The sequence below is a fragment of the Garicola koreensis genome (assembly GCF_014195445.1).
Classification (GTDB): domain Bacteria; phylum Actinomycetota; class Actinomycetes; order Actinomycetales; family Micrococcaceae; genus Nesterenkonia; species Nesterenkonia koreensis.
In genome coordinates, this window is record NZ_JACIBT010000019.1 from 1 (window position 1) to 19114 (window position 19114).

The following is a 19114-nucleotide window of genomic DNA, read 5'->3' on the forward strand; positions in this document are numbered from 1 at the left end:
TCTGTGCCCTACACCCTGCTGCGTGAGGTCAACGCCTGGTACGGCAGCTTCCTCTTTTGGAGCGTGGGCACCGTTGTGGTGATCGGCATCAACGTGGTCCTGACCCGCGAGTGGAAGGACTGAGCCGGTGACCAGCGAATGGGTCTGGACCGGTGTGGCCATCTACGTGGTGCTCGCACTGGTGATGGCTGTGCTCTCACGCGCCGGCGCCTCGCAGTCGATGTCCGGCTACTTTCTTGGCAGCCGGAAGATGGGTGGCTTCGTCTCGGCGATGAGCTACAGCGCCACCACCTACAGTGCGTTCATGATGATCGGCCTGGCCGGACTGACCTATGCCGGCGGGGTCGGGGCACTGGGCTTCGAGCTGCTCTACCTGTGCGGGGTCACCCTGGTGCTGATCTTCGGACCGCGCTTCTGGCGAGTCGGGAAGAAGTACGGGTTCGTCACCCCATCCGAGATGCTCGGGCACCGCTACGCCAGCAAGTCGGCCGGGGCCGTCATCGCTCTGGCCAGCTGCATCTTCCTGATCCCCTACGCCGCAGTGCAGCTGGCAGGCGTGGGCTATCTGCTCTCAGGTATGACCAACGGGGCGATCAGCTTCACCGCCGGCACTGTGCTGGCAGTGGTGCTGGCGCTGGTGTTCGCCCTGGTGGCCGGGCTGCGCTCGGTGGCGTGGACGGATTCGCTGCAGGCGGTGGTGATGATCCTCGGCGCCTCGCTGGTGGTGGTGGTCGTCATCTGGCAGCTGGGCGGGCTGGACATGTTCTTCGACCGGCTGGCCGAGGACCCCGGCGCCCTGACGGTGCCGGGCGAGGGATACTTCACCTTCAGCACGTTCCTGGGGCTGACCCTGCCGTGGATCTTCTTCTCCATCTCCAACCCGCAGGTCAGTCAGCGCCTGTTCACGCCCGGCTCCATGCGGGAGATGCGCAAGATGCTGCTGGGGTTCCTGGTGATCGGATTCATCTACACACTGGTCTCGGTCTTCTGGGGTTCACCGCCCGGCTGGAGTTCCCCGACCTTGCCAGCAGCGATATGGCCACCCCCACGCTGCTGGGCTCGGACCTGGTGCCCACTCCCCTGGCGATCATCGTGATGGTCGGTGTGCTGGCGGCCTGTGTCTCCACCATCGATTCGATCATGCTGACGCTCTCTTCGATGGTGACCCGCGACGTCTACACGGCCGCGCGCACCGGCGCCGGCGAGCGCGGCCAGCTGCTGGTGGGCAAGCTGGTGCTGCCGGTGATCGCAGTACTGGCGTATTGTTCGCCCACCTGGAGCTGGACCTGATCGCCGTGCTCTCCGTGTCGGCCTCAGCGGGGCTGCTGGTGATGGTGCCGCCGATCATCGGGGCGTTCTTCTGGCGGCGCGGCACCGCCGCGGGGTGATCAGCTCCGTAGTGATCGCCGGGTCCCTGGTGCTCTGGCTGGAGGCCACTTCCACGGTCTGGCTGGGCCAGGGCAGCGGAATCTGGGGGCTGCTGGTGGCGGTGACGATCTTCGTCGGCGTCAGCCTGGCCACCTCGGCCCCGAACCGGCGCGCTGCCGACTTCATCGACGCCTCCCGCAGCGGCTGAAGTCCCCGGCCATGTTGCACCGCAGCCATTTTCACCGCAGCTGATGCAACATCAGCGGGGATTCTCGGCTGTGAGCGATCCGCCGGCGCCTGGCGGGCGCAGTGCCGCTCAGTACCCCAGTACCGCTCAGGAGCCGGTGCTCTCAGCGATCCACTGCAGATAGGTCCTCGCTTCCTGCGATGATCGGCGTCACGATCAGCTCCGGCTCGTCGTAGGAGTGCTGACTGACCAGCAGCTCCTTGATGCCCGGCACCGAGCCCGACGTCGTCTTCAGAATCAGCAGGAACTCCGGATCGCTGTGCGTCTCACCCTGCCACCAGTAGTAGCTGCGGACTTCGGAGACCTGCACGCAGGCGGCCAGCCGACGCTCCACCGCCAGCGCTGCCAACTGTTCGGCCTCGTCAGAGGAGTCGGTGGTGGTCTGCACGGTCACAAAGTCGGCGGTGTCCATACCCTCCAGTGTGCCCGACGTCGTCCGGGTTCTGGGTGCAGTTCCGGGTGCCGTACTGCGTGCCGATGTGGGCGTCGCGCGGTCAGCGGCCGCTCAGCACAGTGGAGTTCTGGCACCATGGACCTCTGACACAGTGGACCTCTGAGAGGGCGCGCGGACGGCTCTGAAACCGGCGGGAAGGACCAGCCAATGCACGATTTCGACCAGGACTATTGGGAACGCCAATGGGGTGAGGGCGCCCCGGCCGGCGCCGATGAGCGCTCGCTGCCGGTGAACCCCTACCTGATGAAACAGGCTCAGAGTATGACGCCGGCCCGTGCCTTGGATGCCGGGTGCGGCACCGGGGTGGAAGCCGTGTGGCTGGCTGCCCAGGGGTGGCAGGTCACCGGCGTCGACATTTCTGCCACTGCACTGACCTCGGCCCAGGGGCGGGTCCAGGACGCCGGGGTGGCTGATCGGGTGGACTGGGTGCAGGCCGATCTGACCACGTGGGAGCCCGATCAGCAGTACGAGTTGGTGTCCACCAACTACGCCCACGCCTCGATCCCTCAGCTGGAGCTGTACCAGCGGTTGGCTCAGTGGGTCGCCCCCGGCGGGGTGCTGATCATTGTGGGGCATCTGCACCGCTCGGGCGCCCACCACCATCAGCACCACGGTTCCGCAGACGCGGAGCCGCACCCGGAGGAGGCGACCGTCACCGTGGAGGCGATCGCCTCCGGCTTTGATCCGCACCAGTGGCGCATCGACTCCGCCCAGGAGCACACCCGCGAGGTCACCGTGCCGGGCGGCCGGTCCACCACGCCGCACGATTCCACCACGCCGCGCGATTCGACCACGCTGCACGATGCGGTAGTGATTGTTAGACGCTTGAGCTGATCAGGGCATAGCTATCCGAGGGGTCGGCTCAGGCGTCCTCGGCCAGCTGCCGGAGCCGCTCAACTGAGGCTGCGAGCATTTGAGGCGTCGTTCTACGGGCACGCTGAAGCCGCTGCTCATCCTCCAACTGTGTCCAGTCATAGGTGTGGGTCACCGTCGTGCGGGCCTCGTCCAGCCTCTCCAGCTCCCAGCGCCAGAGGTGTCCGGCCGGGGGCTGGTCCACGTCGGCGGGCTTCCATGCGATGACCTCGTTCTGTGCGAACTCCACCACGTGGTTGTGGCGCACTTTTCCGTTGGTGAGCACCATGTTGAAGACATCCCCCGCTGCGGTGACGCGGGGGCTGGAGTCGGCGGTGCTGAGGTTGTTATTGCCGTCCCACTCGGGTTGCCGAGCTGGGTCAGCAATGAGCTCAAAGATGGTCTCTGCCGGGGCGTCGACTGTGGCCGAGGCACTGATGATCCGCTGTTCGTCCATGCATTCAGCGTACTGCGCCCCGACGGTGCAAGCCCCACTCAACTATCGTGGGGGAATGGCTTCCACCACTGATACTCAGGATCCAGAAACTATCCGCCGGCTGCTCACCACCCCAGCCCGCTGGGCGATTGTGGGGCTGAGCACCAATACCCGACGGCCTGCGCACGGGGTCTCGCGAATGATTCGCGACCAACTGGGCATGGATATTGTGCCGGTGAATCTGGCCGGAGAAGACGTCCATGGGGAGACCGGGTACCGCCGGCTTGCCGACATTGAAGGCCAGGTTGACGTCGTCGACTGCTTCGTCAATTCCCAACGGGTCGGGGCCGTGGTGGACCAGGCGATCGAGATCGGCGCCAAAGCTGTGTGGCTGCAGGTGGGGGTCATTGATCATGAGGCTGCTGCTCGTGCCCGCGACGCCGGGCTCGACGTCGTGATGGATACTTGTCCCGCCATTGAAGCTCCCAAGTTGGGCCTGTGAACGCCGGTAGAATCCACTCATGAGCACCCCCTATGAGTCCGTTGCCGGCGTCGGGCGCCCCGCCCGGGATGCGCTGCGCCTGGCCGGCTACCCCCACGTGGAGTCACTTGACGGGGTTGACTACGCCCAGCTGGACGCACTGCACGGTGTGGGGAGGCGGGGGTTGGAACGGCTGCAGGCCGCCCTGGTGGAGCGCGGACTCAGCCTGGGCGGTCACGTGCCCGAGCCGCATGCTCGGCAGGCGACGTTCACCGATGGACACACCGGCACCTATGCCGCCGACATCAAAACCAAGCCGACGAGCCGGACGCCGGCCGAGTTCGTTGAGGAGCTCGAGCCCCCGCGCCGCGTGGAGCACGGGCGCCTGCTGCTGGAGATCTTCGGACGCGCCACCGGGGCGCAGCCTGTGATGTGGGGCCCCTCGATGATCGGTTACGGAGAGGTCCACTACCGGTATGCCACTGGTCGGGAGGGCGAAACTTTTCGCGTGGGCTTCTCTCCCCGCAGGGCGAAGATCTCGCTGTACGGGCTCACCGACGACGCAGGCGCGCAGCAGCTGCTGACTCGTCTGGGCAAGCACACTGTCGGCGCCTCCTGCCTCTACATCAACAAGCCCGACGACGTCGACCTCGCCGTGCTCGAAGAGATGGTCCGCCGTGCGTGGGACAGCGAGCCGTCGAGTCACTGTTAGAGACCCTCCGCCAGGCGCCGCTCTGCCTCAGCAGAGCAGTGTGCGACGATGATTCGTATGACCTTGGCTCCGTGCAGGGACTCCACGGCGGCAGACTGGATCACCACCAGCCGCCAATGGTGGTGGCACCTGGTCACCGTAGGCCCGCAGACATTCTCGGCCTATGCGCGCCTGCGGTTCATCCCCGACCCGGCCTACCCGGGGCAGTCTGAGAATGACATGGGGCGTCCACCGGGGGTTCTCGATGACGTCGAGCAGCTGCGTGTCGCTGTCGATACCCTGCTGCCGCGCACCTCTGCGCCGGAAGACGGCTATCTGCTGCTGTGGGACGGCTGGGACGACAGCCAGTTTCCCCAGCGCCTCCGGGGCGGCGCGCAGGTGCCGATCGGGTCGGGCGCGAAGATCCCGGAGCGGAACTATTGGTTGTGCCGCGTCTCGCTGCTGGACTTCGTTTCCGGCGCCGCAGAGGAAGCCTGGCGGACTGAAGCGCAGGTCGCTATGCCTCCCCCGGCGTTCATCTGGCCCGCAGATCGTGCCTGGTGCATCACCCACGACGTCGACCCGCACTGGGCCGTCATCGGCGCCGACCCTGCCGCGATCGACGCACTGCTGACGGAGCCACGCCTGGATATCGTTGCTATGGCCCCCAACGAAGAGCCGCCCCACTTTTCCTAAGTAACCGTTGAGGGTCTCGACCCGGATCCGTACCTTATGACAACCTGGACGCTCCGAGGTGCACAACTGAACAGGGGGAGCCGCTAAAGGATGAGAACCTGGTACCACCGCAGCACACTCGGCGTCGCTGCGCTCGCCGTTGTCGGAATGCTGGCCTCCGGGTGCGGCGAGGGCGCCGGCACGGACGAGCCCCGCGAGGTGAACGACGCATCGTCGACCGAGTCACTCTCGGCTGAGGCGGAAGATGCTGCAGAAACGGCTTCCTGGGAGCAGGGTGAAGAGATCACCGTTACCTGCGATGATCTTGACGCCTTGGCTTCCCATGAAGATCGCGAGCCCGCGGGCTTGCCACACGAATGGGAGGAGGGCACTCCGCTTCCAGACCCGGAGTGCCACCCGGACTTTATTGAGGTGCGGGAATGGGACCGGCTCGATGAGTTCCGTGCTTGCTGGGAGGGAGAAGAAACCAGCACCCTCATAATGTCTCCCGGGATGACCGACGAAGACGTCCATGAATACCTCTGGCATCAGTCCTCCCTCCGGGCCGAGTGGGAATGGCCCGACGTGGAGGCATGGGAGCAGCGGGTGGACAATGCCTTCGGCGGTCTATCAGCGGAGTGTGAGGCTGCTGCGGCTGAAAACTACGGCAGTTGAAACGGCAAGACAGGCCGCCAGAACCGCAGAACGCCCTCTCTCGCCAAGAGTCGAGAGGGGGCGTTGTTCGCGTCATAGCAGGGACGAATGGGTGGGCCCTGCGGGACTCGAACCCGCGACCAATGGATTAAAAGTCCAGTGCTCTACCAACTGAGCTAAAGGCCCCAAATGCTGCTCTTCCTACTGTCCTGCACCGAGAGCACCCGTCAGCATATCGCACAGCGCCAGTGGACCGCATTCCTCGTCCTGCGGCCCCGCGGGGCCTACTTCTGCTTCGCCTTGGCCGCCTTCTTATTGTCGCGAACCTGCTGCAGAGTCTCGGGGGAGGTGACATCGGCGATGCTGAGCATCACAGCCTCATCCCCATAGGGCTCCGCGGCGTCCTGCCAGCCCTCGCCGGTGAACCCGCACTGCTTACCCAGCAGCGCCAGGAACACTTTGGCCTTCTGCTCGCCGAAACCGGGAAGCTTCTTCAGCCGTTTGAGCACCTCCGCGCCGGTGGGGTCGTCCTCGGTCCAGAGCCGTTCGGCCTTACCCGCCCACTCGTCAACGATCACGCTGGCCAGGTTCTGCACCCGCTGGGCCATCGAGCCGGGGAACCGGTGCACCGCCGGGCTCTGCCGGAATACAGCCAAGAATTCGTCGGGGTCATAGGCGGCGATGGTTTCAGCCTCAAGGCTGCCGATGCGCTCATAGAGCTTCTGCGGTCCGGCGAAGGCCGATTCCATGGGAACCTGCTGGTCCAACAGCGATCCCATGACCAGGGCCAGCGGGTTGGTGCTGAGCAGCCGGTCAGCGTCCGGGTTTCCGGTCAGCTGCAGGTCATAGTCGATCATTGCTCCCATTGTGTCACTCCTGCGGCACTGGTACTGAGCAGGGCGCATGGCCCCAGGTCACGCAGGTGACGTCAGTACGGGGGCACAGGCATAATGGGGACTGCGAAAGGAGCTGTCACACCATGAGCCAGCAATTCCGCCGCCCGGCCTACCAGGATCCTGCCACCTTCGACCGGCGTGAGGGCGGGGCCGACCCGGCCGATATCTCCCAGGCCGCCCACGACACCGCCCACGCCGTCGTCGGGCAGGGACGCAGCTCCGCAGACCCGGAAACGACCCAGCGATTCGTCCGCCTGGCCGAGACCGAGGGGATCCAAGCCATCGCCGAACTCTGGTCCCACTCCCCACCGCATTCCTTGGCCGGCGGCCTGTGGCGAATCTATGCGCTGCGTGAGGCCGTGCAGAAGTCACCGGAACGGATGAGCGAGTACTACCGCCTGGGCCGGTCGCATTCGGCACCGGCGGCCATTGCAGGCGTGCCCGAACCGCCGACCGCCGATGAGATGACCCGGCTGGCAGACATGATCCTCGCCGGCATGTACTCCGGAGAGATCGACGTCGCCTTTGACCGCGCCGGGGCCTTCTGCCGGGTCATCGCCCGTGGACAGGCCCTCTGGGTCGACACCGGCGCCGGCTACTCCGACGACGACGCCAAACGCCTCACGTCCAAGGCCGATCAGCTGATCAGGACCGCCGAAGAGCTGGAGTCCTGCGCCCGGGCGCACCGCGCCGGCACGCTGGACTGACAGGACACCGACCCTCCGCCACGCCCATGGGCGGCATCGCATCAGCGGCCGCCTCACCTGTATGGTCACAGCCGAGGCCCAGTACCGGTGAGATGCATCACCCGCAGCGCATCAGGGCGTAGGATATAGTCCACTGTTCCCGGACGTGCTCGCACTCGTCCCTGGGAGCGCACAGCATCATTCACTTGAACACCAATTCACTTGAACACCAGGAGAATCACCATGATGAGGAGCACCCCCTCGCGCGCTGGCTTTGCCCTGCTCGGCGCAGCCGCACTGGCACTGACCGCCTGCGGCGAGGCACCTGATGAGGAAGAGTCCAATGACAACGGCAATGACGCAGCTGCCCAGGAGGACGTCGACTACACCGCCTGCATCGTCTCTGATGATGGCGGCTGGAACGACCAGTCCTTCAACCAGTCCGCCTACGCTGGGCTGATGGACGCGGTCGATGAGCTCGACATCGACCATGCCGACGCCGAGTCGAGCTCCGAATCCGAGTTCGGCCCCAATGTGGACTCCATGGTGCAGCAGGGCTGCGACCTCACCTTCGGCGTCGGCTTCCTGCTCAAGGACGCGATCGACGAGGCTGCCTCCGCCAATGAGGATATGAACTTCGCGCTCATCGATGAGTACACCGATGAGTCCAACGACAATGCCAAGTCGGTGGTCTTCAACACCTCCGAGGGTTCCTACCTGGCCGGCTACGTGGCCGCTGCGATGAGCGAGACCGGCACCGTGGGAACTTGGGGCGGCATGCAGATCCCCTCGGTCACCGTCTTCATGGACGGCTTTGCCGATGGTGTGGAGCGCTACAACGAGGACAACGACGACGACGTCTCCCTGGTGGGCTGGGACAAGGAGGAGCAGAACGGCTCCTTCTCCGGCGACTTCTCCGACCAGTCGGCCGGAGCCACCCTGACCGAGCAGCTGATCGCCCAGGATGCTGACATCATCATGCCGGTGGCCGGCGGCGCCGGACTGGGTGCAGGCCCCGCACTTGAAGAGTCTGACGGCCTGCTGATCTGGGTCGACTCCGACGGCTACGAGTCCACCGACTACGGCGACATTGTGCTGACCTCGGTGCTGAAGCAGATTCCCCAGGCGACCTTCGACACCATCGAGGAGGGCCTCAACGGCGAGTTCAGCTCCGAGCCCTACATCGGTGACCTGGAGAACGAGGGAGTCGGCCTGGCACCCTTCCACGACTACGACAGCGAGGTCCCGGACGAGGTCAAGGATAAGGTCGAGCAGCTGCGCGAGGAGATCATCAGCGGTGAAACGGTCGTCGAGACCGATAACGCCCCAGAAGCCTGACCCCCGCTGACCGACTGAGGAACTAAGGCCCGTTGTAGTGAAGTTAGAGCTCAAAGGTGTCACCAAACGGTTCGGCACCTTCACCGCCAACGATCAGATCGACCTGAGCGTCGAACCCGGCGAGATCCACGCGCTGCTGGGCGAGAACGGGGCTGGCAAGTCCACGCTGATGAACATCATCTACGGGCTCTACCACCCCAATGAGGGTCAGATCCTGCTCGACGGCCGCGAGGTCAGTTTCGACGGTCCCGGTGACGCTGTGGAAGCCGGCATCGGCATGGTGCATCAGCACTTCATGCTGGTGCCGGTCTTCACCGTCACCGAGTCAGTGATGCTGGGCTACGAACCCACCAAGGGGGCGGGGCTGATCGACTTTGCCACCGCTGGCAAGCGCGTCACCGATATCTCCGCCCGCTTCGGGTTCGACGTGGACCCCGACGCCTACATTGAGCACCTGCCGGTGGGTGCCCAACAGCGGGTGGAGATCATCAAAGCACTCTCGCGCGACGCCAAGATCCTGATCCTTGATGAGCCCACAGCGGTGCTCACCCCGCAGGAGACCGACGAGCTGATCACCATCATGGGCCAGCTGAAGGCCGCCGGCACCTCGATCGTGTTCATCACCCATAAGCTGCGTGAGGTCCGCGCGATTGCCGACCGGATCACGGTGATCCGCCGCGGCAGGGTCGTCGGGGAGGCGACCGCCGCATCCACTGAGACCGAGCTGGCCAGCCTTATGGTGGGCCGGGAGGTCAGCCTCACCACTGATAAGGAGGACGCTGCCCCCGGCGACGACGCCCTGCAGGTGCAGAACCTCAGCGTCATCGACGCCTCGGGACACGTGGTGCTGGATGACATCAGCCTCTCTGTGCGTCGGGGCGAGGTTCTGGCCGTCGCCGGAGTCGACGGAAACGGACAGACCGAATTGGCTCAAGCGATCCTGGGAACTCGGGCGGCGGCCTCAGGACGGATCGCGCTGGACGGCAGCGACTGGTCCAAGCTGAACGTGAAGGAGCGCCTCAACTCCGGGTTGGGCTTTGTGCCGGAGGACCGATCCACCGATGGGGTGATCGCCGGCTTCTCCATCACCGAGAACTTTGTGCTGGACATGTATGACCAGCCTCCCTACGCGAACGGGATGGCGATGAAGCCTTCGGTGATGCGAGCCGCCGCCGTGGAGCAGACTGACCGCTTCGATGTGCGGCTGGGCACGGTGGACGACCCGGTCTCCACACTCTCCGGCGGAAACCAGCAGAAGGTGGTCTTGGCCCGAGAGATGAGCCGGGACCTGAAGGTGCTGGTCGCCAGCCAACCCACCCGTGGTCTGGACGTCGGCTCCATTGAGTTCGTCCACCGCACCATCATCGAGGAGCGCGATAAGGGCACCCCGTGCATGATCGTCTCCACGGAGCTGGATGAGGTCTCCAACCTCGCCGACCGGATCGCGGTGATGTACCGCGGCAGGATCGTGGGGATCGTCGGCGCGGACACTCCGCGAGATGTGCTGGGGCTGATGATGGCCGGGGTGCCCGCGGAAGAGGCTGCGAGCCAGGCAGCAGCCCACAAGACCACTCTCAGTGAGGCCGATGAAGTCGCCGAGGAGGAGGAGCTGTGAGCGTTCAGGGGGCCCCGGGGTCGACGCAGCCGGCAGCAGCGCTGAAGGACGCCGAAGGCCGAGCGCACTACGCCCTGCGCCAGCTGGGCCAGTCGTCATGGCTGATCTCTGTGCTCGCCGTCGTCGTTGCCCTGGTGGTGGGTGCGGTGCTGATTCTGGCGGCCAATCCGGCGGTGCAGTCCACGCTGGGGTACTTCTTCGCTCAACCCGGCGACTTCTTCGCCACCAGCTTCCAGGTGATCCGTGACGCCTACTCCGCGCTCTTCCGCGGCGCCGTCTTCGACTGGCAGGCCCCCAATGCCCAGCGCTCGATCCGACCGATCACCGAGACGATGGTCAACTCGATTCCGCTGATCCTGGCTGGACTGGGAATCGCCATCGGGTTCCGCTCCGGGATGCTGAACATCGGTGGCCAGGGCCAGGTCATCCTGGGGGCTTCCTTCGCCGGTTTCATCGGCTACGCGTTCGGCCTGCCGCTGGGGGCCCATGTGCTGCTGGCCCTGGCCGGCGGGGTGCTGGGCGGAGCCATCTGGGGCGGTATCGCCGGTGTGCTCAAGGCTCGCACCGGGGCCAATGAGGTGATCGTGACGATCATGCTCAACAACATCGCCCTCTTTCTGCTCGCCTGGCTGCTGCGGCAGCAGTGGTTTACCCAAAGCGGGTCCAATCAGCCTCAGTCGGCGCCGGTGGACGAATCGGCTCGTCTCTTCGGACTGCTCGGCGATGGGTTCCGGGTCCATGCCGGGTTCCTGGTGGCCATCCTCGCAACGGTCTTCGTGTGGTGGCTGATGGAGCGCTCCACGCTGGGCTTTGAGTTCCGCGCCATCGGGGAGAACCCGCAGGCCGCACGGACCGCCGGCATCTCAGTGGGCAAGGCGACGGCGCTGGTGCTGATCGTCGGCGGTGCACTCTGCGGGCTCGGCGGTGCAGCGATGCTGCTGGGCACTGAGCACCGGCTCACCCCCGGCATTGCCGGGACCATCGGGTTCGACGCGATCACTGTGGCCCTGCTGGGCCGGTCAAAGCCCTTGGGCACATTCCTTGCCGGCCTGCTGTTCGGCGGCCTCACCGCCGGGGGTGTGCTCATGCAGGCCCAGACGGGCACCCCCATCGATATTGTCCTGGTGCTGCAGTCGGTGATCGTGCTGCTCATCGCCGCTCCCCCACTAGTGCGCGCCATCTTCTTCCTCCCCCGTCCGGACGGAGAACCGCGCGCACGGCTGCGCCGCCGCAGATCGAAGACGGATCCGCCCCGCGATGATGCGGACCCAGGCGGACAGTCCACAGACCAGGTACCTGATGAGCATCACCAGGAGCAAGGGAGCCACCGATGAGCGCCGAAACCCAGACCACAGTCGAGGCAGCTCCGCGGGAGCAGGCCGAGGCGCGGCTGCGACCGATCCGGTGGAAGTTCCCGATCACCTACGCGATTCTTGCCCTGATCTCGCTGGCAGTCTTCGCACTGCTGGCCCCTGCTGAGTCCCAGACGCAGTTCCGCCTGGCCACCTCGACGGACTTCTTCACCATCCCCGCGATCACGGTTCCCTCAGCACCGACTGCCTGGGTGCTGGGTCTGGCCCTGGCAGTTCTTGCTGCGTTGGCCCTGCTCCGGGCAGTGCAGCGCAGGAGGCTCGGGGTATGGCACCCCATTGTCTTCGGCGCGCTGTTCGTCCTGGCCTTCCTGGTGTGGGCCGGCGCCGGTCGAGGTGCCGTCATCCCGCTGGTCACAGTGCTCACCGGAGCCCTGGCGCTGTCTGTGCCGCTGATCTTCGGCGCCATGTGCGGCGTGGTGGGTGAACGCTCCGGGATCATCAACATCGCGATCGAGGGGCAGCTGCTGGCTGGCGCTTTCCTGGCGGCAGTGGCCGCCTCCCTCTTCACCTCCGCCTATGTGGGGCTTATCGCAGCACCGTTCGCCGGTGCCGCAGTGGGGGCACTGCTGGTGTGGTTCTCCGTGAAGTACCACGTCAACCAGATCATCGTCGGCGTCGTGCTCAATGTGCTGGTCATCGGGCTGACCAGCTTCCTCTACTCCACTGTGCTCACCCAGAGCCCGGAGATCTGGAACGCGCGCCAACAGCTGCCGGCCCTGCCGATCCCCATCCTCAGCCAGATCCCTATCATCGGCCCGGTCATGTTCAACCAGACCATCCTGGTGTACCTGATGTATGCCATCGTCATCCTGCTGCAGATCTTCGTGTTCAAATCCCGCTGGGGGCTGCGCATGCGCTCAGTGGGTGAGCACCCCAAGGCTGCCGACACGGTGGGCATCAACGTCAACCGGACCCGCACCATCAACACCATCTTCGCCGGAAGCATCGCGGGGCTCGGCGGCGCCTTCTTCACCGTGGGCCAGGGGTTGGCCTTCGGGCAGGAGATGTCGGCCGGACAGGGGTTCATCGCACTGGCGGCGATGATCCTGGGTCGGTGGAACCCGGTGGGGGCACTGTGCGCAGCCCTGCTCTTCGGCTTCTCCACATCCATCGGCAACGTGCTCTCTACGATCGGCACCCCGGTGCCCAGCGAGATGCTGCTGATGATCCCCTACATCATCACCATCTTCGCGGTGGCCGGATTCGTCGGAAGAGTCCGCCCGCCGGCTGCCGAAGGTGTGCCCTACATCAAGTAGAGCAGCCGGGCTGCAGGACCGTGGTTGACCTGACTGGGGGCACACCGGCACACTTGGGGACAGGTGTCGGGCTGCAGGTAACCCCCGGGCTCCAACCTTTAGCCGCTTCGAGCGGCCACGCGCCGTGAGGCGTTCCCAGCCCGACACCGCCCACTTCGAGACCGCCCACTTCGACACCTGTTGCCAGCAGACAATCGGTGCCGGGTCCGGGAGGCCCACCGGCCGGACTCATCGGGTGCTCAGGGTCAACGGCTGATCACACTCCCCCGCAGCACCTCGGCGCTGCATCATGAGGCAACGTATTGCCGGGCATTCACCTGCTGGCTATACACTCACCACGTGAAGGACATCTGCTGTTCACCCTGGGGCGACGAGCGCCTCAGAGTCCCACTGCGAGGGAAGCACTGACCCAATGTTGAACCGATCCCGCCATGCCCAATCTACGGACCTGCTCACCCGGATCGCCCAGGAGGTCCGCACGGGAGTGGAGCTCCTGTCCCAACTGCTGGGCACCCCAGCAGGCAAGCGCACCGCCCACCGTGAGGACCTGCTCGGGCTCGAAGGCCGGGCTATGGATCTGCACTTCACCCTGATGACCCATATCCGCAGCGTCTTCCTCACCCCCTTGCCGCGGGAGGACATCTACGCCCTCTCCCAGCAGCTGAACCGGACCATGGAGCACGTGGTGGCCTCCGGGGATCTGATCCTCACCCGAGACACTCTGCGGCTGCCCCCGGCGAGCCAGAATCAGGTGGAGACCCTGCAGCGACAAGTGGAGCTGACCGGTGCGGCGATGAGCCGACTGGAGGACTTCGACTTCCTGGAGGACTACTGGGCGAAGATGCAACGTCTGGCCAAACAGGCCAACCGCACCCACCGCGAGTGGATCACGGCCACCGACAGCAGCTTCCAACCCAATATCGCGATGCAGCAGTCCGAACTCTCCGGCGAAGTGCTGCGCGCCGTCCACGCCCAGCGGGAGGTCGCGGTGATCTGCGGTTCGATCATTGTGCGGGAGTCCTGAGCCGCTGTGGACATTCTGCTGATCAGCCTGATCGGCCTCGTCATGGCGCCGACGCTCTATGTCGCCGGCCTGCACGATGTGCCCAACTCGATCGCCATCCCCGTGCGCACCCGCGCACTGACTGCGCGTTTAGCCGTGCGTGTTGCCGCGGTGTTCAACGCTCTGGGGGTGCTGATGGCACTGCCGCTGGGGATCTATCTCTTCACCTGGTTCGACTTTCCGCAGATGGACTCCGGCATGACCTTGGCGGTGATCCTCGCGGCACTGATCACCGTGCTGGGATGGAATCTGTTCACCTATTTTCAGGGCATGCCCACGTCGACGACGCACGCCCTGCTGGCCGCGCTGCTCGGGGGGTCGGTGGCGGCGGTGCTCGCTGCCGATATTGATGTCGACCAAGTCCTGGCCCTGCCCTGGCTCAGCCCGCTGCTGACCCTGCTGGTGTCTCCGCTGGTGGCCTTCGGCGTGGCCTACCTGATGGTGTTCCTCGCGGTGCGGATCGCCCGCGGAGAGGACCCTGATGACGTGAACCGGATCGCACGCGGACTGCAGGCGGTCTCGGTCGGCGTGACCTCACTGGGGACCGGTCTGCAGCAGGGTCAGCGGTTCGCGTTTCTGCTGATCCTCGCCATGGGTGCTGCCGGGGTGGCTGATCCGGAGTCTTGGATGCCTGTGGCCTATGTCGCCTTCGCCCTGCTCATCGGAGCCGGCGCATGGCACGGCGGCTGGCGGATCGGCCACGTGCTGGCACACCGGTTGGTGACCATCGATCCGCTGCGAGCCATGGTGGCCACAGCATCAACCTCGGGTCTGCTGTTCGTCGGGTCGCTGGGTCTGGCGCTGCCCCTGTCGACGTCGCTGACTGCCTCCAGCGCCATTATCGGCGCGGGGTCGAATCAGCGGTTCGCCACCCTCAACTGGAGACAGCTGCGTCGCATCGTCCTGTTCTGGGCTGCCACCCCGGTGGCTGCAGGCACCGCGGCGGCTGCGCTGACCCTCTGTCTCACGCTGGTGGTGTAGCGCGGTCCACGACGAGCGCCGCCGGACCGGGGTCTGGATCAGCCGAACTTACCCGCCACGTAGCGTTCGGTCTGCTCGTTGGAGGGGTTGTTGAAGATGACGCTGGTCTGGTCGTACTCAACCATCTTTCCGGGTTCACCGACTCCAGCAATGTTGAAGAACGCCGTCTTCTCGCTGACCCGTGCGGCCTGCTGCATATTGTGGGTCACGATCACTACGGTGTAGTCCTCCTTCAGGTCTGCGATGAGATCCTCAATGGCCAGGGTGGAGATCGGGTCCAGAGCCGAACACGGCTCATCCATGAGGATCACATCGGGCTCGACCGCCACCGTCCGAGCGATGCACAGCCGCTGCTGCTGACCGCCGGAGAGTCCCGAGCCGGGCCGGTCCATGCGGTCCTTGACCTCATTGAACAGATTGGCGCCGCGCAGCGCCTTTTCGACGATGTCGTCGGCCTCGGATTTGCTCATCCGGGTTCCGTTGAGCTTGTGCCCTGCCAGCACGTTCTCCCGGACGCTCATCGTGGGGAACGGATTGGGTCGCTGAAACACCATACCGACCATGGACCGCACCGTCACGGGGTCGACGCCGGGGGCGTAGATATTGTCGTCATCGAGGTAGAGGTCACCCTTCACGCGGGCTCCGGGCACCTCTTCGTGCATGCGGTTCAAGCTGCGCAGGAAGGTGGTCTTCCCGCATCCGGAGGGACCGATGAACGCGGTGACGGAACGTGGGGCGATCTCGATGTTCACATCGGCCACGGCGCGGAAGTCACCGTAATAGACGTTGAGGTCTTCAGCGGTGATGCTCTTGGACATAGGTGGTTCTCTCTTCACTCATTCTGCGGGGACGAATACCGTTCAGCGCCCGGACTTCTGCGGTGCGAAGTAGTGGGCGATCACGCGGGCAAGGAGGTTCAGACCCATCACAATCAGGATCAGGATCAGCGCAGCCGCCCAGGCCCGGGCGGCAGCCGGGTCCGGCGCGGCCGGCGCCGTCGGGTTGATCAGCTGACGGTAGATATAGACCGGCAATGCGGTGACCCAGCCGCTGAAGACATTCCAGTTCACCGATACCGCGTAGCCGGCGGTCACCAGGATCGGCGCTGTTTCACCGGCCACCCGGGCGATGGCCAGGGTGACACCAGAGGCGATGCCCGACATCGCGGTCGGCAGCACAACTTTGGTGATAGTCCGCCATTTGCGCACGCCCAGCGCGTAGGAGGCTTCCCGCAGCTCATTGGGCACCACGCGCAGCATCTCTTCGGTGGAGCGGACCACCACCGGAATCATCAGCACACTGAGCGCGATGGAGGCGGTGAGCCCCATCTTCACCGACTGCAGCGCCGCTGGACTGTCGCTGATAAAGGTGCTGACGAACAAGGTCATCCCCGAGAAGGCGAACAGTCCGGCCACGATTGAGGGGATGCCGGTCATCACGTCGACGAAGAACCGGATGGCCTTGGAGAACCAGTTGTCGGTGCCGTACTCCACCAGGTAGATGGAAGCCAACAGTCCCACTGGCACAGAAAACACCATCGCCATCAAGGTGATCGTCAGGGTCCCGATCAGCCCGTGCAGGATCCCGCCCATCAGCGGTGCTTCTCCGGCAGCTGTGGCCTGGTCGTCGGCGCCGACCACGTTGGACATATCGTCGGTGAGGATCCCCGGATTGCTGATCAGGGTGGGCAGGCCGTTAGCGACCACGGTCCAGATCACCGAGATCAGGGGGACCAGAGCGATGAAGAACGCGGTCCAGACCAGGTTCTTCCACAGCATGTCGGTGGCCCGCCGTCGTGTTTCCAGGACCAGTGTGATCAGGTACATGCCCACGATGTAGAGCAGGCCGGAGAGCACCACCCACCCGACGACGGCGAACTGGTCGCTGAGGACCACGGTGATCGCAGCACCCAGAACAAGGGCAGCACCGGCGACGACGATCCAGGTCCACCCCGGCATCAGGCCTGCCGTCAAAGAGTTCGACCCGGTCTTCTGGGCAGGGGGCCCGGCAGTGAGGTTCGTGGTGCTCTGGCTCATCAGTTCGCTCCTGAGAATTCTTTGTGCCGACTGACGATCCAGCGGGCAGTCATGTTCACCAGCAGAGTGATGATGAACAGCATCAGCCCAGCGGCGATGAGTTCGGCCTGACGCATGCCGAAGGCCTCAGGGAAGTTCAGCGCGATTTCGGCCGGGATGGTGCCGTTGCGTCCGGAGGTGATCAACGACAGGGAGAACACGCCCGGCGAGAGCACCATGGTCACCGCCATGGTCTCGCCCAGCGCCCGCCCCAGGGCGAGCATGACCGCGGAGACGATACCGGCACGCGCGAAGGGGAAGACGGTCATTTTGATCATCTCCCACCGTGTGGCGCCCAGCGCCTGGGCCGCTTCTTGGTGCAGTTTCGGGGTCTGCAGGAAGATCTCACGGCACAGCGAGGTGGCGATCGGCAGGACCATCACTGCCAGCACGATGCTGGCGGTGAGCAGGGTGCGTCCGGTGGAGGTCACCGAGGCGCCCTCTGCTTCGGCGAAGAGTGGGATCCACCCGAGATAGGTGTTCAACCACTGGTAGATGGGCACCAGCAGCGGGGCCAGGAAAGTCATCCCCCAGGCGCCGTAGACCACCGACGGGATCGCAGCCAGCAGATCGATCACATAGCCGACCGGGGTGGCGATGCGCCGCGGGGCGTAGTGGGAGATGTACAGCCCGATGCCGATAGCCACCGGTGTGGCCAGCAGAATGGCAATCGCAGACGCCATCACCGTGCCGGCCATCAGCGGCCAGACATAGTCCCAGAAGCTGTCTGCGCTGTCGATGCTGTCTTGGTCGGAGAACAGCGACGGTGACAGGGCGGGCAGCGACTCTATGGTGAGGAAGATGGCGACGAACGCCAGCACGACCAGAATGGTGACACCAGCGGCCAGGGTGAGGCCGGAGAAGACTTTGTCACCGGCGGCACCGTTCTTCACCGTCAGCCCCCTGGGGCGCTCAGGTGCGGTGCGGGTTGAGTTCACGGAGTCTCTCCTCGGAGATCGGATATCAGTGGTGGACACGCAGCACCTGCAGCACGGTGGGCCGCGGGCCTCAGAGCGCTTCTCGGGCGCCTGCGGCTCACCGTGCCGTCGTGAAGTTCACAGCGAATGCGGAACACTCACGACGAGGGCGCGAATCGTGGCGATCACTGCTGAACGCTGATGGCGTCCAAGCGCTCCATGGCTGATTCACGGATGCCGTCGGAGACCGGTGCGTTGCCTGCAGAGTCGGCTGCCACCTGCTGACCCTCCTCGGACAGGAGGTATTCGCCGAAGGCCTGGACCTGATCGGCAGTCTGCTGGTCCTGGTAGGTGTTGCAGAAGATGTGGTAGGAGACCAGCACGATCGGGTAGGAGCCCGACTCGGTGGTGTCGCGGGCGAGGCTGACTGCGCCCTCGGCCTCCTCGTTCGGCTCCGAGTTCTCCACTGCGGCCGCTGCGGCTTCAGCGGAGTAGGGCACGTACTCTTCGCCGACCTGCACGGCCACGGTGCCGAGTTCGCCGACCTGCGACGCGTCGGCGTAGGTGATCGCACCCTCGGTCTCGGAGGTCAGGCTGACCACACCTGAGGTCTGCTGAGCGGACTCGGAGGTGATCTCATCCGGCCAGGTCTCGAAGGTGCCGAACTCCCAAGCTGCTTCACCGGCCGCCTCGGTGAGGTAGTCGGTGAAGTTCTCGGTGGTGCCGGAGTCGTCAGCGCGGTGGACCACGGTGATCTCCTGGTCCGGCAGCTCGACGCCTTCGTTGTGCTCAGCGATGGCGTCGTCGCTCCAGTTGGTGATCTCACCGGCGAAGACGGCGGCGATCGTCTCGGCGTCCATATTGATGTTCTCTTCGGCATCGGGCAGGTTGTAGGCCACTGCGACCGGGGAGATATAGGAGGGGGTGTGGAAGACGCCGTCGGGGCCGCAGACGGCTTCGGCCTGTGACTGCTCATCAGCGTCCATGGCCGCGTCGGAGCCGGCGAAGCTGTACTGTCCGTTGATGAAACCCTCACGGCCTGAGCCGGAGCCGACC

The 19114-nt window shown here is 65.2% G+C and carries 23 protein-coding genes and 1 tRNA gene; 16 read left to right on the top strand and 8 right to left on the bottom strand.

What is annotated here, in order from left to right; translation table 11 throughout:
• The first annotated feature begins 127 nt into the window (after positions 1 to 127).
• Genes FHX47_RS10140 through FHX47_RS10695 form a run of 4 tightly spaced genes read left to right on the top strand, consistent with a single transcriptional unit; the run spans position 128 to position 1576 of the window.
• Positions 128 to 1096, top strand: a complete 969-nt coding sequence (locus FHX47_RS10140; RefSeq protein WP_221206370.1) for a sodium:solute symporter family transporter — start codon at positions 128 to 130, stop codon at positions 1094 to 1096.
• Complete coding sequence (locus tag FHX47_RS10995; RefSeq protein WP_221206372.1) at positions 1036 to 1290, top strand: sodium:solute symporter family transporter; 255 nt, start codon at positions 1036 to 1038, stop codon at positions 1288 to 1290. Before FHX47_RS10140 ends, FHX47_RS10995 begins: the two co-directional genes overlap by 61 nt.
• Positions 1263 to 1388: a hypothetical protein gene (locus tag FHX47_RS11000; RefSeq protein ID WP_281376238.1), complete on the top strand. Its 126-nt coding sequence runs from the start codon at positions 1263 to 1265 to the stop codon at positions 1386 to 1388. The genes FHX47_RS10995 and FHX47_RS11000 overlap by 28 nt, the downstream gene beginning before the upstream one ends.
• Entirely contained in the window at positions 1385 to 1576 is a 192-nt protein-coding gene (locus tag FHX47_RS10695) for a hypothetical protein (RefSeq protein ID WP_221206374.1), read from the top strand. The genes FHX47_RS11000 and FHX47_RS10695 overlap by 4 nt, the downstream gene beginning before the upstream one ends.
• A gap of 142 nt (positions 1577 to 1718) precedes the next feature.
• Here FHX47_RS10695 and cutA read toward each other — a convergent pair whose 3' ends face one another.
• Complete coding sequence (gene cutA, locus FHX47_RS10145) at positions 1719 to 2027, bottom strand: divalent-cation tolerance protein CutA (RefSeq protein ID WP_183358823.1); 309 nt, start codon at positions 2025 to 2027, stop codon at positions 1719 to 1721.
• Positions 2028 to 2216: 189 nt separating this feature from the next.
• Here cutA and FHX47_RS10150 point away from each other — a divergent pair, with 189 nt between their 5' ends.
• On the top strand, positions 2217 to 2903 hold the full coding sequence (locus FHX47_RS10150) for a class I SAM-dependent methyltransferase (protein WP_183358730.1): 687 nt from the start codon (positions 2217 to 2219) through the stop codon (positions 2901 to 2903).
• Positions 2904 to 2931: 28 nt separating this feature from the next.
• Here the strand turns inward: FHX47_RS10150 and FHX47_RS10155 are convergent, their stop codons facing one another.
• On the bottom strand, positions 2932 to 3378 hold the full coding sequence (locus FHX47_RS10155; RefSeq protein WP_183358731.1) for an SRPBCC family protein: 447 nt from the start codon (positions 3376 to 3378) through the stop codon (positions 2932 to 2934).
• A 55-nt stretch (positions 3379 to 3433) separates the two neighbouring features.
• Between FHX47_RS10155 and FHX47_RS10160 the strand changes: the two genes are divergently transcribed.
• The 4 genes from FHX47_RS10160 to FHX47_RS10175 all read left to right on the top strand — a co-directional run bounded on the left by FHX47_RS10160 (position 3434) and on the right by FHX47_RS10175 (position 5879).
• Positions 3434 to 3859: a CoA-binding protein gene (locus tag FHX47_RS10160; protein ID WP_183358732.1), complete on the top strand. Its 426-nt coding sequence runs from the start codon at positions 3434 to 3436 to the stop codon at positions 3857 to 3859.
• A gap of 19 nt (positions 3860 to 3878) precedes the next feature.
• Complete coding sequence (locus tag FHX47_RS10165; protein WP_183358733.1) at positions 3879 to 4550, top strand: DUF1801 domain-containing protein; 672 nt, start codon at positions 3879 to 3881, stop codon at positions 4548 to 4550.
• A gap of 48 nt (positions 4551 to 4598) precedes the next feature.
• Positions 4599 to 5225 carry a hypothetical protein gene (locus FHX47_RS10170; RefSeq protein ID WP_183358734.1) on the top strand — a complete coding sequence of 209 codons (627 nt, stop codon included), beginning with the start codon at positions 4599 to 4601 and terminating at the stop codon, positions 5223 to 5225.
• 90 nt (positions 5226 to 5315) lie between these two features.
• On the top strand, positions 5316 to 5879 hold the full coding sequence (locus FHX47_RS10175; RefSeq protein ID WP_183358735.1) for a hypothetical protein: 564 nt from the start codon (positions 5316 to 5318) through the stop codon (positions 5877 to 5879).
• 92 nt (positions 5880 to 5971) lie between these two features.
• Here the strand turns inward: FHX47_RS10175 and FHX47_RS10180 are convergent.
• Together FHX47_RS10180 and FHX47_RS10185 are read right to left on the bottom strand one after the other, a co-directional pair.
• Positions 5972 to 6044 (bottom strand) — tRNA-Lys (locus FHX47_RS10180).
• Between the two features lie 98 nt (positions 6045 to 6142).
• Entirely contained in the window at positions 6143 to 6724 is a 582-nt protein-coding gene (locus FHX47_RS10185; RefSeq protein WP_246328158.1) for an HhH-GPD-type base excision DNA repair protein, read from the bottom strand.
• 113 nt (positions 6725 to 6837) lie between these two features.
• On the opposite strand from FHX47_RS10185, the gene FHX47_RS10190 reads away from it, so the two are divergent.
• From FHX47_RS10190 to FHX47_RS10220, 7 genes are all read left to right on the top strand, one after another.
• Complete coding sequence (locus tag FHX47_RS10190; protein WP_183358736.1) at positions 6838 to 7461, top strand: hypothetical protein; 624 nt, start codon at positions 6838 to 6840, stop codon at positions 7459 to 7461.
• Positions 7462 to 7683: 222 nt separating this feature from the next.
• Positions 7684 to 8778, top strand: coding sequence for a BMP family lipoprotein (locus tag FHX47_RS10195; protein ID WP_183358737.1), 1095 nt, complete (start codon positions 7684 to 7686; stop codon positions 8776 to 8778).
• 37 nt (positions 8779 to 8815) lie between these two features.
• Positions 8816 to 10393 (top strand): ATP-binding cassette domain-containing protein, encoded by a 1578-nt coding sequence (locus FHX47_RS10200; protein WP_183358738.1) that lies wholly within the window; start codon positions 8816 to 8818, stop codon positions 10391 to 10393.
• Positions 10390 to 11727 carry an ABC transporter permease gene (locus FHX47_RS10205; protein WP_183358739.1) on the top strand — a complete coding sequence of 446 codons (1338 nt, stop codon included), beginning with the start codon at positions 10390 to 10392 and terminating at the stop codon, positions 11725 to 11727. Before FHX47_RS10200 ends, FHX47_RS10205 begins: the two co-directional genes overlap by 4 nt.
• Complete coding sequence (locus FHX47_RS10210) at positions 11724 to 13022, top strand: ABC transporter permease (RefSeq protein ID WP_183358824.1); 1299 nt, start codon at positions 11724 to 11726, stop codon at positions 13020 to 13022. The genes FHX47_RS10205 and FHX47_RS10210 overlap by 4 nt, the downstream gene beginning before the upstream one ends.
• A 412-nt stretch (positions 13023 to 13434) precedes the next feature.
• Complete coding sequence (locus FHX47_RS10215; RefSeq protein WP_183358825.1) at positions 13435 to 14046, top strand: DUF47 domain-containing protein; 612 nt, start codon at positions 13435 to 13437, stop codon at positions 14044 to 14046.
• Positions 14047 to 14052: 6 nt separating this feature from the next.
• Positions 14053 to 15066 carry an inorganic phosphate transporter gene (locus tag FHX47_RS10220; protein ID WP_183358826.1) on the top strand — a complete coding sequence of 338 codons (1014 nt, stop codon included), beginning with the start codon at positions 14053 to 14055 and terminating at the stop codon, positions 15064 to 15066.
• A 38-nt stretch (positions 15067 to 15104) separates the two neighbouring features.
• On the opposite strand, the gene pstB is transcribed toward FHX47_RS10220, so the two are convergent.
• The 4 genes from pstB to FHX47_RS10240 all read right to left on the bottom strand — a co-directional run.
• Positions 15105 to 15884: a phosphate ABC transporter ATP-binding protein PstB gene (gene pstB, locus FHX47_RS10225; RefSeq protein WP_183358827.1), complete on the bottom strand. Its 780-nt coding sequence runs from the start codon at positions 15882 to 15884 to the stop codon at positions 15105 to 15107.
• A 42-nt stretch (positions 15885 to 15926) separates the two neighbouring features.
• Positions 15927 to 17102 (bottom strand): phosphate ABC transporter permease PstA, encoded by a 1176-nt coding sequence (pstA, locus tag FHX47_RS10230; protein WP_183358828.1) that lies wholly within the window; start codon positions 17100 to 17102, stop codon positions 15927 to 15929.
• On the bottom strand, positions 17102 to 18079 hold the full coding sequence (gene pstC / locus FHX47_RS10235) for a phosphate ABC transporter permease subunit PstC (RefSeq protein WP_183358829.1): 978 nt from the start codon (positions 18077 to 18079) through the stop codon (positions 17102 to 17104). Before pstC ends, pstA begins: the two co-directional genes overlap by 1 nt.
• Positions 18080 to 18243: 164 nt before the next feature.
• The coding region (locus tag FHX47_RS10240; protein ID WP_183358830.1) for a phosphate ABC transporter substrate-binding protein PstS at positions 18244 to 19114 on the bottom strand (871 nt) is incomplete at its 5' end.